Origin of the sequence: Marinobacterium nitratireducens (assembly GCF_014645375.1) — a bacterium.
In the GTDB taxonomy this organism is placed as follows: domain Bacteria; phylum Pseudomonadota; class Gammaproteobacteria; order Pseudomonadales; family Balneatricaceae; genus Marinobacterium_A; species Marinobacterium_A nitratireducens.
The window spans coordinates 1-12,995 of sequence record NZ_BMLT01000026.1 but is presented as its reverse complement, the minus strand read 5'-3'; the positions used below and the strand labels follow the sequence as shown (position 1 = coordinate 12,995).

General features: G+C 64.0%; 10 protein-coding genes and 1 pseudogene. 7 read left to right on the top strand and 4 right to left on the bottom strand.

The window, feature by feature from the left end; translation table 11 throughout:
• Positions 1 to 2,369, bottom strand: a 2,369-nt coding sequence (locus IEX85_RS23790; protein ID WP_188863137.1) for an NAD-glutamate dehydrogenase domain-containing protein, incomplete at its 3' end; no start/stop codon positions are given.
• A gap of 356 nt (positions 2,370 to 2,725) precedes the next feature.
• On the opposite strand from IEX85_RS23790, the gene IEX85_RS23785 reads away from it, so the two are divergent.
• The 6 genes from IEX85_RS23785 (at position 2,726) to IEX85_RS23760 (ending at position 8,050) form a co-directional block, all read left to right on the top strand.
• Entirely contained in the window at positions 2,726 to 3,691 is a 966-nt protein-coding gene (locus tag IEX85_RS23785; RefSeq protein WP_188863136.1) for a GlxA family transcriptional regulator, read from the top strand.
• A 305-nt stretch (positions 3,692 to 3,996) separates the two neighbouring features.
• Positions 3,997 to 4,782 carry an ABC transporter substrate-binding protein gene (locus tag IEX85_RS23780; RefSeq protein ID WP_188863135.1) on the top strand — a complete coding sequence of 262 codons (786 nt, stop codon included), beginning with the start codon at positions 3,997 to 3,999 and terminating at the stop codon, positions 4,780 to 4,782.
• Between the two features lie 74 nt (positions 4,783 to 4,856).
• Entirely contained in the window at positions 4,857 to 5,645 is a 789-nt protein-coding gene (locus IEX85_RS23775) for a transporter substrate-binding domain-containing protein (protein ID WP_188863134.1), read from the top strand.
• A 33-nt stretch (positions 5,646 to 5,678) separates the two neighbouring features.
• On the top strand, positions 5,679 to 6,392 hold the full coding sequence (locus IEX85_RS23770; RefSeq protein WP_188863133.1) for an ABC transporter permease: 714 nt from the start codon (positions 5,679 to 5,681) through the stop codon (positions 6,390 to 6,392).
• A 111-nt stretch (positions 6,393 to 6,503) separates the two neighbouring features.
• Complete coding sequence (locus tag IEX85_RS23765) at positions 6,504 to 7,241, top strand: ABC transporter permease (protein WP_188863132.1); 738 nt, start codon at positions 6,504 to 6,506, stop codon at positions 7,239 to 7,241.
• A 5-nt stretch (positions 7,242 to 7,246) separates the two neighbouring features.
• Positions 7,247 to 8,050 carry an ABC transporter ATP-binding protein gene (locus IEX85_RS23760; protein WP_308425695.1) on the top strand — a complete coding sequence of 268 codons (804 nt, stop codon included), beginning with the start codon at positions 7,247 to 7,249 and terminating at the stop codon, positions 8,048 to 8,050.
• 223 nt (positions 8,051 to 8,273) lie between these two features.
• Here the strand turns inward: IEX85_RS23760 and IEX85_RS23755 are convergent, their stop codons facing one another.
• Positions 8,274 to 9,221, bottom strand: a complete 948-nt coding sequence (locus tag IEX85_RS23755; RefSeq protein WP_188863131.1) for a LysR family transcriptional regulator — start codon at positions 9,219 to 9,221, stop codon at positions 8,274 to 8,276.
• Positions 9,222 to 9,360: 139 nt separating this feature from the next.
• Here IEX85_RS23755 and IEX85_RS23750 point away from each other — a divergent pair, with 139 nt between their 5' ends.
• Positions 9,361 to 10,479: an alanine/ornithine racemase family PLP-dependent enzyme gene (locus tag IEX85_RS23750; protein ID WP_188863130.1), complete on the top strand. Its 1,119-nt coding sequence runs from the start codon at positions 9,361 to 9,363 to the stop codon at positions 10,477 to 10,479.
• Here IEX85_RS23750 and IEX85_RS23745 read toward each other — a convergent pair.
• Together IEX85_RS23745 and IEX85_RS23740 are read right to left on the bottom strand one after the other, a co-directional pair.
• A complete protein-coding gene (locus IEX85_RS23745) occupies positions 10,421 to 11,638 on the bottom strand; it encodes an aspartate aminotransferase family protein (protein WP_188863129.1) in 1,218 nt (405 codons plus the stop codon). The genes IEX85_RS23750 and IEX85_RS23745 overlap by 59 nt on opposite strands.
• Positions 11,639 to 11,765: 127 nt before the next feature.
• Positions 11,766 to 12,995 (bottom strand): annotated as a pseudogene (locus IEX85_RS23740) (NAD-glutamate dehydrogenase domain-containing protein); the annotation flags it as partial.

Here is a 12,995-nt window from a genome sequence, read left to right as displayed (position 1 = left end):
TCGACCCAGGGGGCGTAGACGAAGATCTCGAACGCCGGCCGCGGTTCCGGAGCGAAGGGCAGGCTGCGGGTGTCGAGCTTGAACGACAGGTAGCCCTTCTCGCGTTCGCCGTCGGTCTGGTAGAAGTTGGTGCGCAGCATGGCCTGGATGACGCCAAGGTAATGCCGCAGGATGCGGTCCTCGTCGAGGTTGTCGACCTGTTCCAGCGCCGCTTCGATGGCGGCGCTCCGGCTGGCCTGGATGGCCTCACGGTCGCCTTCGAACGCCGGGTCGAAGCGTGTGACGAAGAGTTCGCAGAGCTGGCGGCTCAGCTGCGGGTTGCGGCCGAGCGCCTGCTCGATGTAGTGCTGGCTGAAGGGGACACCGAGCTGCTGCAGGTATTTGCTGACGGCGCGCAGCAGAGTGACATCGCGGTAGGCAAGGCCCGCGCGCAGTACCAGCTGGTGAAAGCGATCGTCTTCGAGTTCGCCGCCATAGGTGCGGGTAAAGCTCTGCTGGAACTGGTCGAGCACAGCTGAGCGCTGCAGATCGAGCTCGGGGTCGCAGGCCAGCTGGAAGTCGAGAATCCAGGCCGGGATCTCGTCGACTCCACCGCTACGCAGTTGGTACGGCACGGCGGTCAGAACCCGCACGCCCAGGTGTTCCAGGATAGGCAGCACGTCGGACAGTGTCATGTCACGACCGCGCCCCAGTACCCGCAGGCGCAGTTTCCCCGCGGCCTCGGACGTCAGGCGGGTCGCCAGCGGGCGGGCATCGTCGAGTGCGGCCAGCTGGCGGATGTCCTCGGCCGCGATTTCGGCCGGGGTGGCCTCATGGTAGGCGACCGGCAGACGCGCGCCGAAACGCCGCAACAGGTCGTTGGCGCGGGACTCGTCGAAGCGCCGCAGCAGGGCCTGGTGGAATCTGTCCTGCCAGCTTTCCATGGCGTCGAGCACCAGCGCCTGAAGCTGCTCCCGGTCCCAGTGCACCTGGCGGGCGTGACGGCAGTGGATGCAGAACTCGATCAATGCCAGCGGGTCCTCCGACAGCCGGACGCTGAAGTCGGCGCTGTAGCCGCCCAGCTGGCGCAGCAGAATCGTCTGAACCGCGATGCGCAGACCGGTGTGGTACTGGTCGCGCGGCACCAGCATCAGAACCTTGATAAAACGGTCATGGGCATCCGGGCGCAGGAAGAGACCGAGACGCCGCCGTTCCACCGCATCGAGCATGCCGAAGACGCTGTCGCGAAGCTGGTCGAAATCGCTCTGCAGCATCTCGTCGCGCGGATAGTTGAACAGCAGGTGGCGCAGCGCCTTGTAACTGTGGCTGTCGTGCGGCAGCCCGGACTCCCCGAGCAGGCGCTCGACGTGGCGCCGGATCAGTGGGATGCCGCTGACCGGGGTGTCGTACGCCTTGCTGGAGTACAGGCCGAAGAAACGCCATTCGCCGATCAGACGTCCGTCGTCGTCGAAGTTCTTGACGCCGATGTAATCGAGGTGGCGGCTCTGCTGCACCGTAGACAGAGTGGTGGAGCGGGTCAGAACCAGGCGCTTCGGCTCGCGCAGCAGCCTGCTCTGGGAGGCGTCCAGCAGAATCTGGCGCTGTGTCTCGGAGATGGGTTCCCGGAAGCAGCCGAGGCCCGAGTGATCCCGATAGTGCAGTGCCAGGCAGCCGTCTCTGTCCTCAACGTCGTAATAGCGAAAACCGACGAAGAGGAAGTTCTCGTCGGCCAGCCAGCGCAGAAAGGCGACGGTTTCGGCATCGGCGTCGGATGCCATCTCGCAGCCGCGGGCGGCCTCCTCGAGGCAGGTCAGCATCGGCTGCCAGTCGGCGACGGCGCTGCAAACGTCCTCAAGGACCCGTGCCAGGTCCTGGCGCAGGGTGTCGAGGGCCGTCTGATCGGCCTGTCTGTCGATTTCGAAGCGCACCAGGACTTCGTCTCGGGTACCGGGCGTCTGCTGCGGGCAGAGTTCGAGCAGTCGTCCCTGGTCGTCCCTGCGCACGTGCAGCACCGGGTAGGCCTGATGGTGGACGCGGATGCCATGACGGCCGAGCTCCGCCAGGCAGCTGGCGGCGATAAAGGGGCGGTCGTCCATCAGGATCTCGATGATGCTGTGGTGGCAGTGCCAGTCGAGGGAGTCGGTATTGAAAACGACGACCTGTACCTCTTCCCGGCGGTGCTGCAGGTGCTGCCAGCTGGCGTTCAGGGCGCCATAGAGGTCGCCTGGCGGCAACTGTGCATCCGATAGCTGATGGCGAAAACAGGCATTCAGCAACTGCCGCAGCCTGCCGGCCTCCGTGGCCGTGTGCAGGCGGCTGATCAGGGCTTCGGTGTCGGCCGCGGAGGCGGCATTGAGGCGTGGACTGGCAACGATCGGTGACGTATCCATCGGTTTTTTCGGCTTCTTATGCTCGGTGGATGGGAAACTGGATTCATTATCCGCAAAGCCCCGAGAGCCCGACACCGGGTTAATTTTGTCCAGGCGACCCCGATTTTCGCCCTGCTGCCATCGAGGCACCGCTTTGGGGTGTTTTGTCGTCCGCAGGCGTTATGATGCGAGGCCTCGGGTCTGAGCCGATGCTCAGACTGGCGAAAGCCGGATCCGGAATAAGCTGTGGCGGGCTAATCTTGTGGCAGGGCAGCGGGTCCTTTTTCCCGGGTCGCGTCCTGGTGTTTACTGATAACGGGTAGCTGTCAACTGTGAGCTCTCTTCCCAAAAGAACCCAGCGGCTGGGTTTTGTGCTGATGCCGGGCTTTTCCCTTACCGGGTTCTCCTGCGCGGTGGAGGCATTGCAGACCGCGAACAGCCTCAGTGGCCAGGCCTTGTACGAGGTGACGCTGATCGGTGTCGGAGATGAGGCGCTGGTGCGCAGCAGCAGCGGCGCCGAGGTGCGGGCCGAGTGCCACGTCGACAAGGTGCCGATGCTCGACGCGCTTTTCATCTGCGGCCCTTCGGCGCTGTCGCGCAACGGGCAGGAGAAGCTGACGCCCTGGCTCAAGCGCTGGGCACGCAGCATCCGCACCCTTGGCGGCATCGGCACCGGAGCCTACCTGCTGGCCCGGGCCGGGTTGCTCGACGGCTATCGCGCGACCATCCACTGGCTCGACATGGCGGCGTTGCGGGACGAGTTTCCCCGCGTGCAGGCCACCGGCAACCTGTTCGAGACCGACCGTGATCGCTATACCTGTGGTGGCGGCACCGCGGCGATGGACATGATGCTGTTCCTGATCGGCCGCGAACACGGCATGGAGCTGGCCTCGAGTCTGTCGGAGCAGTTCGTCTGCGAGCGCATTCGCCCCAGCGACGAGGCGCAACGGGTGCCGCTCAAGGCCCGTCTGGGCACCCGGCAGCCGAGTCTGATCGAGGCGGTGACGCTGATGGAGGCGAATATCGAGGAGCCGCTGAGCACCGATGACCTGGCCCATCATGTCGGCGTCTCGCGCCGCCACCTGGAGCGGCTCTTCAAGCAGCACCTGCAGACGGTGCCGTCCCAGTACTACCTGGAGTTGCGTCTCGACCGCGCCCGCACGCTGCTGCGTACCGATGACAGGCCCATCCTGCAGGTCGGCCTGATGTGTGGCTTTTCCAGCGCCTCCTACTTCAGTACCGCCTACCGCAACCACTTTGGCCTGACACCGCGGCAGGAGCGGCGCAACGCCCAGCCTGCCGGCGAACTGCAGCCGAGTTACGGCCGTTCCTTCGAACGTTAGTGGGATCGGCGCCCCGCCGTATACATCATAGGCGCTGAGGGTATTCGCAGGGGGAAGTGCCCTTACGTTTGGGTGCGCCGCTCCCACGATAATGCCCGTCACCCGTCACCCGTCACCCGTCACCCGTCACCCGTCCGGGGTCAGGCGTCACCTTATCGAAAAACCATGTCCGATGGACGAAAAAGCCCTGCCCTCGATTTTGTTAAGGTGCTGTGACTCGGGTGACGGCCGGCGACGGGCCCCCGTGGCGGTGCCGGCTCGCCGGCACCGACAACAATAATCCGAAAACGACGCGGGAATTGACGATGAAAGTTTCCAAATTGCTCTGCGGCGCCCTGGCGCTGGTCGGCCTGGCAGCGAGCCCGGTCTGGGCCAAGGACTGGACCTCGGTGCGCATCGGCAGCGAAGGCGCTTATCCTCCGTTCAACTACTTCAATGCCAACGGCGAGCTCATCGGTTTCGATATCGATATCGGCCGCGCCCTGTGCGAAAAAATGGCGGTGGAGTGCACCTTCGTCTCACAGGACTGGGACGGCATGATTCCGGCGCTGATGGCCGGCAAGTACGATGTCATTCTGGCGTCGATGTCGATCACGGAAGAGCGCAAGCAGCAGGTGGCCTTCACCGATCCCTACTACAAGGCGGCACTGACGTTCGTCGGCCCCGCCGACAGCGACATCACCGATACCAGCCCTGAAGCCCTCGAAGACCTCTCTATCGGCGCCCTCAGCGCTTCGACCCAGGCCGCGTTCCTGCAGACCACCTATCCCGAGTCCGACGTGCGCCTGTATCGTAGCCAGGACGAGGTGAACCTCGACCTGATCAACGGTCGGCTGGACCTCCAGGTCAGCGATCTGCTGCCGATGCTCGACTGGGTCAGCAACAGCGAGGACGGCAAGTGCTGCAAGCTGGTCGGCGAGCCGGTGATGGATCCGCAGTACGCCGGCGAAGGCACCGGCATGGCGGTGCGCCAGGAGGACGAGGAGCTGCGTCGCAAGCTCAACGAGGCCCTGGCCGCGATCGTTGCCGATGGTACCTACCAGCAGATCAACGACAAGTACTTCCCGATCAATATCTACGACATGAAGTAGACCCCCGCCGCCCGGGGCGGCGTTCGCCGGCCCCGGCACCTCTCGATAATAATAAGGACAACAAGGAACTACCGATGAAATTCGCAACCTGGCTTGCGGGCGCAGCTGTCGCTGCCGCCCTCGTCTCAACTGCTGTTCCGGCAAAGGACTGGAACGAAATCCGAATCGGCAGCGAAGGCGCCTACCCGCCGTTCAATTCGATCAATTCCAGCGGTGAACTGGTCGGTTTCGATATCGATATCGGCAAGGCTCTGTGCGAGCAGATGCAGGCAAAGTGCAGCTTCGTCGCTCAGGACTGGGACGGCATCATTCCAGGCCTGCTCTCCGGCAAGTACGACGTCATCCTGGCGTCGATGTCGATCACCGAGGAGCGCAAGCAGCAGGTGGCGTTCAGCGCCCCCTACTACAAGGCGGCGATGACCTGGGTGGCGCGCACCGACGATGAAGCGCCAGAGGACTTCTCCCCCGAAGGACTGAACGGCAAGGTGCTGGGCGCCCAGAGCTCGACGCAGATGGCGGCCTACCTGCAGGCGGTGTACCCGAAGGCGGATCTGCGCCTCTACCGCACCCAGGACGAGGCCAACATGGACCTGGCCAACGGCCGCATCGACCTGATGGTGGGCGATCTGCTGCCGATGCTGGACTGGATCGAAGGCGGAGAGGACGCCAGATGCTGTCACATGGTCGGCGAGCCGATCACCGACAGCCGCTATGCCGGCGAGGGCACCGGAATGGCGCTGCGCCAGGAGGACGAGGCACTGCGGCGCAAGCTCGACCAGGCGCTGGCCGCCATCATCGCCGACGGCACCTACCAGGCGATCAACGACAAGTATTTCTCGATCAATATCTACGATCTGAAATAGGCGCCCCCAGGGCGTCGTTCAGAGGGGCTCCCCATGAACGAACTTTCTCTTCTCGGCCTGGGCGCCGATGGCTGGGGTGACGAGCTGCTCTCCGGGCTGCTGGTCACGGTTCAGCTGGCGGTGACGACGCTGCCGCTCGGCCTGCTGATCGGCTTCGCGATCGCCGGTGCGTCGCTGTCCGAGCAGCCCTGGCTGCGCCGCTTTGGCCGGGCTTACACCACGGCGGCCCGGGGCATTCCCGAGCTGCTGACGCTGTTCCTGGTCTACAACGGCATCGCCATGTTGCTCAACGCGGCCTGGCGCGCGCTGGACCCCGACGCCGGTTTCGTCGAGCTGAGCCCCTTCATCGCTGGCGTGATCGCGCTGAGCGTGGTGTTCGGCGCCTTTTCCGGCGAGGTCTTGCGCGGCGCCTTTCAGGCCCTGGATCAGGGGCAGATCGAGGCGGGGCAGGCGATGGGCCTGAGCCGGCTGGACCAGTTCCGTTTCATCAAACTGCCGCAGATCTGGCGCTTCGCGCTGCCGGGCCTTGGCAACCTCTGGGTCAACCTGATCAAGGATACGGCGCTGGTCTCGATCATTGCACTCAACGATCTGCTGCGCATGACCAATATTGCGGTCGGCGCGACCAAGCAGCCCTTCACCTTCTTTTTCGTCGCCTGCGCGGCGTACTGGATCCTCAGCATTCTGTCCGAACTGGTGCTGGCGGTGCTGGAAAAAAGGGCGAACCGCGGCGTGAGGAGGGCCTGAGGATGTTTGATTTCTATTTAGTCTCCGAGTGGGTTATCCCGTCGGAAACGGTGCTGGCGAAGCTGGAAAAGGGCGTCGTCCACAAAAGCAGCGGCGTGAGGAGGGCCTGAGATGCATCCTTTCAAAATGTTGTCTGAATACGGCCCGCTGCTGCTCGAGGGCGCCTGGCTGACGATCCAGCTGTCGGGGCTGGCGCTGCTGATCGGCGCGCTGCTGGCGATGCCGATGTCCGTGGCGCGCTGCTCGCCGAGAGCCTGGCTGTCTGTGCCGGTACGGATCTATATATCCTTCTTCCGCGGCACGCCGATGCTGGCGCAGCTGTTCCTGGTGTACTTCGGCGCCGGCCAGTTTCGTCACGAGCTGCAGGCCGTCGATCTCTGGTGGCTGTTCCGGGATCCCTTCTACTGCGCGCTGCTGACCTTCGTGCTCAACACCACCGCCTACCAGGCGGAGCTGCTGCGCGGTGGCATTCTCGGCGTGCCCCGCGGCGAGGTCGAGGCGGCCAGGGCCTACGGCATGTCCGCCTGGCTGCGCTATCGTCTGATCGTGATGCCGCACGCCTATCGCATCGCCTTTCCGGCGCTGGGCAACGAGGTGATCCTGCTGCTCAAGGGCAGCGCCATCGCCAGCGTCGTGACACTGTTCGACCTGATGGGTCAGACCCGGGCCATCTTCGCCAAGTCCTTTGATTTCTCGATCTATCTGTGGGCCGCGCTGCTGTACCTGCTGATCACCATGGTGATCGTGCGTATCTGGCGCTACCTGGAAAAACGCATTAATCCGCACCTGCAGCGTCGCGTGATCCAGGCCCCGAAGGCGGTCAAAACCGCCGTCACCGCTACGGAATAATGACTATGAATTCCTCTGTTCTGAACAACGAGCAAATGCAGGCGATCGAGGCTCCGCTGATCGCCCGCGATATCCACAAGTCGTTCGGCGACTTCGAGGTACTCAAGGGTATTTCCCTGACCTCGCGCCAGCATGACGTTACCGCCATCCTCGGTTCCAGCGGTTCCGGCAAGAGCACTTTCCTGCGCTGCCTGAACCTGCTCGAGGTGCCCGACGCCGGCGAACTCATCGTGCACGGCCAGCCGGTCCATATCAGGCACAATCGTCACGGAGAGGCGGTGCCGGTCGACGAGAAGCTTGTCGAGCGGATCCGGGCGCGCCTTGGGATGGTATTCCAGCAGTTCAACCTCTGGTCCCACATGACGGTGCTGGAAAACTGCATGATCGGCCCGCTGCGGGTGCTGAAGCAGCCGAAGGCGGAGGTGGAGGAACGTGCGCGCTACTACCTCAACAAGGTCGGGCTCGACAACCGGGTGGATCATTACCCGTCGCACCTGTCCGGCGGCCAGCAGCAACGCGCCGCCATCGCCCGCGCGCTGACCATGGAGCCCGACGTCATGCTGTTCGACGAGCCGACCTCTGCGCTCGATCCGGAGCTTGTCGGCGAGGTGCTGCTGGTGATGCGCAAGCTGGCGGAGGAGGGCCGCACCATGATCGTGGTCACCCACGAGATGGCCTTCGCCCGCGAGGTGTCATCCCATGTAATGTTCCTGCACCAGGGGCTGGTCGAGGAAGAGGGCGCGCCGGAGAAGCTTTTCAAGCAACAGGAATCCGAGCGCTTCCGCCAGTTTCTCAGCACCAATTTCTAAAGCGTTACGTGTTACGTGTTACGTGTTACGTGTTACGTGTTACGGGTTACGCGAAGTATCCGTAGGATGGGAGAAGCCGCAACGGCACTTCGCCGGCAATGCGCACCTGGGTTGATGCGGCGTAACCCATCATAGGTGCCGGAGACGTCCTGGAGTCTCTCGGCACGGAGGCGGTTACCCGTATGCTCTCAACTGATGGGTTCCACGGCGCCCGTGGATCGTGTCACCCGTCACGAAGTGACGACGTCAGCGCTTCGATCAGCGCACGTTCGCCGTCGTTGAAGCGCGACTGCGGGTTGTAGATCAGGTTGATGTCCGCTTCCGGCAGATCGGTGTAAGGGGGGAGCTGCCATAGCAACCCCTGCGCCAGCTGGTCGTGCACCAGGTGGACCGGCAGCGCGCCGATACCGATGCCGGCGACGACCATCCGGCACACCTCCTCCACGTTACTCGACGCTCCCCGCACCTGCTGGCCGATCGACGCCAGTGCCCGCATCGCGGTTACCGGCCCCATGTAGTCGCCGCCAAGCACGTCCGAGGTGAAGCCGACATAGGCTTCACCCCGCAGATCCTCCAGCTGAAGTCCCTCACGCCCGTACAGCCGGTGCGACCGGCTGCAGTAGATCGCATATTGCTCGCGGCCGATCCGTCGTTGCGCCAGCGGTGCTTTGACGTCGGTATCGCACAGGCCCAGCGTAACGGTGCTGTTTTCCACGGCCCGCACCACCTCCGCCGTGGTGGCGACCTCTATCGACAGCGAGACCCGGGGGTGCTGGCTGAAGAAGCGCTGCAACAGCGAATCGAAGTCGTCGCAGGCGATCTGGCTGATGCTGAGGATGCGCACATGGCCGCTGATATCGCTTTCGGCGTCGTGGATGAGGTCGGTGAGGCGCGAGACCTGGCGGTAGACCTGCATTGCCTCGTCATAGAGTTTCTGGCCCGCAGGGGTCAGCTCGAAATGTCCCGGTCGGCGGTCGATCAGGCGGCGGCCGACCGCATCTTCCAGGCGTTTCAGCGCGGCGCTGACCGTGGGTTGCTGCAGGCACAGACGCTCAGCCGCGCGGCTGATACTCCGGGCCTGAACGATGAACACCAGGGTGCGCAGCAGGTTCCAGTCAAGACGGGTGGCGAAGCGTTCGAGCTGGTCGTGGGGACTGTAGGGATCCGTCATGGCAACCTCGTACAGGTAACAGGAGTATAGATTATATCTATATCTAAAATTGTTAATAACATTTTTATCAATATAGACCGTTTTGCTACCGTCGATCTGTCCACAGGGTAAGGTGCCCTGCCACCAGAGACGGAAGACGATGAGCAGCACTGTTTTGTATTTTGACGCCCGCAAACTCTCCGAGAACGTGCGATACCTGAAGCGGCTATGCGCTGTCCGGGGCGTGACCCTCGCCACGGTGGTCAAGGCGGGCTGCGGCTGGGATGCGCTGGTTCGGGCGGTGCTGGAGGGCGGCTGTGACATGCTGGCCGATTCGCGGCTGGAGAATCTTGCCGGGCTGCCGGACGCAGGTCCGCAGGTGCCGCGCATGCTGCTGCGATTGCCGGCACCGTCCGAGGCGGAGGCGGTGGTACGGCTGTCCGAGATCAGTCTGAACTCGGAATATGCTGCCCTTGCAGCGCTCAATGCGGCGGCGCAACGGCTGGGTCGACGCCACCGGGTGTTACTGATGGTCGAGATGGGTGACCGGCGTGAAGGCGTAGCGCCGGCGGCGCTGCCGTCACTGGTAGAAAGGATTCGGCGGCTGCCGGCCCTGGAAGTGGCCGGTATTGGCACCAATCTCGGCTGTCTTGGCGGTATTCGCACAACGGCGGACAAGCTGACGGAACTGGTCGGGCTGGCGGCGCGGCTCGAAGCGCAGCTGGGCCGTCCGCTGCAGTATGTGTCCGGCGGCAATTCGGGTGCGCTCCCGCTGTTACTCGAAGGGCGGCTTCCGGCCGGCATCAACCACCTGCGGGTCGGCTTCGCCATGCTGCTGGGTCGCGATCCCTACACCGACGCCCCGCTGCCGGGACTGCACACTGACGTGTTCTCACTGGAGGCGGAGTTGATCGAGGTGGGGACCAAACAGTCGCTGCCCCATGGCGAGATCGTGCTCGATGCCTTCGGGCAAGTGCCCAGTTTCGAGGACCGGGGCGAGCAGTTGCGCGGCATCCTGGGCCTCGGGCGGCTGGATACCGATTGCGCAACGCTGCGCCCGGAAGACGGGCGGGTCGGTCTTATCGGCGCTTCGTCGGATCACCTGGTGGTCGACCTCACGGCCACAGCGGAATATCAGGTCGGCGACCGATTGCGTTTCGCGCCGGGTTACGGTGCGCTGGTGCAGGCCATGCTCTCGCCTTACGTCGAAAAGCGCAGTGTCACTCGGATGCCTTTATCCGCCCGATCGCCGTCTCGAGTTTCGCCAGCCCTTCGCTGATATCCCCCTGCGGCATGATCAGCGATGGTGTGAAACGCAGCACGTTGGGTCCCGCCATCAGCAGAAGCACGCCCTGTTCACGGGCCGCAGCAAGGAACTGACCGGCCTGGCCGTGCCAGGATTCGACGAGTTCGGCGCCGATCAGCAGGCCCTTGCCACGAATTTCGCGAAAGATACGCTGCCGGCTGTTGATCTGCCGCAGACCCTCGACAAGCTGGTCATGCCGTTCGCCGACTCCGACCAGCAGTTGCGGGTCGCTGATCAGCTCAAGCGCCCTGCCGGCCACGGCACAGCCGAGCGGGTTGCCGCCGAAGGTACTGCCGTGGGCACCAAAGCCGAAGCTTTCGGCGATATCGGCGCGGGTCAGCATGGCGCCGATCGGGAAGCCGCAGCCGAGTCCCTTGGCGCTGGTGAGAATATCGGGCGTGACGCCCATGGCCATGTACTCGTAGAGATGGCCGGTACGACCGGCGCCGGTCTGGATCTCGTCGTAGATCAGCAGCGCCTGATGGTCGTCGCACAGCTGCCGTACCTGCTGCGCGAACAGCGGATCCGCCGGTATCACACCGCCTTCGCCCTGTATGGGCTCCATCACCACCGCGCAGGTGCGCTCCGAGATGGCTTTCTTCAGTGCCCCGATATCGTTGTACGGCACATGGGTGACACCGCCGGGAACCGGTTCGAAGCCCTGGCGGTACTTCAGCTGGCCGCCGACCGTGACGGTGAACAGGGTGCGGCCGTGGAACGACTGTTCGAACGAGATGATCTCGAACTTGCCTTCGCCATGATGATCGTGACCGTATTTGCGCGCCAGCTTGAACGCCGCCTCATTGGCCTCGGCGCCGGAGTTGGCGAAGAATACCCGCTCGGCGAAGGTCTTTTGCGTCAGCTGCTGCGCCAGCTTCAGCGCCGGCTCGTTGGTGTAGACGTTGCTCAGGTGCCAGAGCTTGCGACCCTGGGTTTCCAGCGCCTCGACCAGTGCCGGGTGGCAGTGCCCGAGGGCGTTCACCGCGATGCCGCCGGCGAAGTCGATGTATTCGCGTCCCTCCTGGTCCCAGAGTCGCGAGCCTTCGCCGCGTACCGGCACGATGGCCTGCGGGTTGTAGTTGGGCACCATCACCTCGTCGAAGGTCTCGCGGCCGACCTGTCCTGTACTCATAGGTTCCTCCTGAAGTAAGCAACGGCGATTTATCCAATGCCGGAGCAAACGCGGGCGTATTCGCCGGCGAATTCAACATTATCCCGTTACGCGTAACCTGTCACCCGTCACCCGTCACCCGTTCTTTCTACAGGTACTGCAGGTTGTTCAGTTCGCGCACCGCCACCGACAGCATCGGCAGGTCCGGTCGCTCATGGGCCTGGATTTCGCCGTAGAGCTGGCGCAGCTGCGCCAGTATCGGTGCGCTGGCGGTCTTCCAGCTCTCGAGCCGGTCGTCCAGGGTCTCGCCCTCGCAGCGGCCGCCGATTACCGCCAGGCAGGCGCGCACCAGCGCCGAGTCGACGTCGCGCGTCAGCGCACTCCGGGCCTTGCGCTGCCAGAGGTCCTGCTTCGGTAGCGCTGCTATCAGACGGCGCAGGGGACCGAGCTCGAGGTAATGGTCGACGGCAAAGTAGACATGGCGGGCGGTGTCATTGTCCTGTCCGCTATCCTGCGCCAGCTCGATGATTTCCAGTCCCTTGGACAGCTCCCTCAGGCTTGCCAGGCGCTCTGCCAGCGCCTGGGACAGGCCTGCGCTCTGCAGCGCCTGGCATTCCTGCCGGCAGGCCTGTTGCTCGGACGGGTCGCGGAACTCCTGCAGCGACGCGGTCATCTCGGGTATATGGTGACCGTAGCGCTGGCGCAGCTGTGAGATGGAGATCTGATTGCCGTGGCGATGCAGCAACCAGAGCACGATGCGCTCGAGCTGGGCGTGGATATGCAGCAGCTGCTGCCGGAACAGGGTGTCGTCGAGACGGGTCTCGCAGGTTTCGAGCTCCTGCCACAGCGAGGAGACATCCAGCAGATCGCGGGCCAGATACCAGGCCCGAACCGCTTCGAGGGCGTTGCAGTGAACCTCGCCCATGACATAGCTGATGAAGGTCGAGCCCATGCGGTTGCACAGCAGATTGGTCAGGTGGGTGGCCAGCACCTCGGCATGCAGCGGGTGCTGCTGCAGGGCGGTTCCAAAGCGGTCGCAGACCGCACTCGGGAAGTAGCTGTACAGCTCCTCGGCGAGGTCCTGGTCCTCGCCGACACCGGCGGCGACCAGCTGATCGCACAGCCACAGCTTGCTGTAGGCCAGCAGAACGGCGATTTCCGGCCGGCTAAGCCCCTGACCGTTGCGGACCAGTTCCGCGCACTGTTCTTCGCCGGGCAGGTATTCCAGTTCGCGATCGAGGCGGCCGGCCTTTTCCAGGTCCTGCATCAGGCGACGGTGATCGTTGATGCGCATGGTGCTCACCAGCATCGCGGTGCTGAGGATCTGGCTCTGGCCGTAGTTGTGGCGCAGCACCAGCCGCGCCACCTCGTCGGTCAT

What these genes read in the sequence shown, in the direction of transcription:
- IEX85_RS23760 (WP_308425695.1), top strand. Translation starts at nt 7,247, where the DNA reads ATGAATTCCTCTGTTCTGAACAACGAGCAAATGCAGGCGATCGAGGCT.
- IEX85_RS23770 (WP_188863133.1), top strand. Translation starts at nt 5,679, where the DNA reads ATGAACGAACTTTCTCTTCTCGGCCTGGGCGCCGATGGCTGGGGTGAC.
- IEX85_RS23755 (WP_188863131.1), bottom strand. Translation starts at nt 9,221, where the DNA reads ATGACGGATCCCTACAGTCCCCACGACCAGCTCGAACGCTTCGCCACC.
- IEX85_RS23750 (WP_188863130.1), top strand. Translation starts at nt 9,361, where the DNA reads ATGAGCAGCACTGTTTTGTATTTTGACGCCCGCAAACTCTCCGAGAAC.
- IEX85_RS23775 (WP_188863134.1), top strand. Translation starts at nt 4,857, where the DNA reads ATGAAATTCGCAACCTGGCTTGCGGGCGCAGCTGTCGCTGCCGCCCTC.
- IEX85_RS23765 (WP_188863132.1), top strand. Translation starts at nt 6,504, where the DNA reads ATGCATCCTTTCAAAATGTTGTCTGAATACGGCCCGCTGCTGCTCGAG.
- IEX85_RS23780 (WP_188863135.1), top strand. Translation starts at nt 3,997, where the DNA reads ATGAAAGTTTCCAAATTGCTCTGCGGCGCCCTGGCGCTGGTCGGCCTG.
- IEX85_RS23745 (WP_188863129.1), bottom strand. Translation starts at nt 11,638, where the DNA reads ATGAGTACAGGACAGGTCGGCCGCGAGACCTTCGACGAGGTGATGGTG.
- IEX85_RS23785 (WP_188863136.1), top strand. Translation starts at nt 2,726, where the DNA reads ATGCCGGGCTTTTCCCTTACCGGGTTCTCCTGCGCGGTGGAGGCATTG.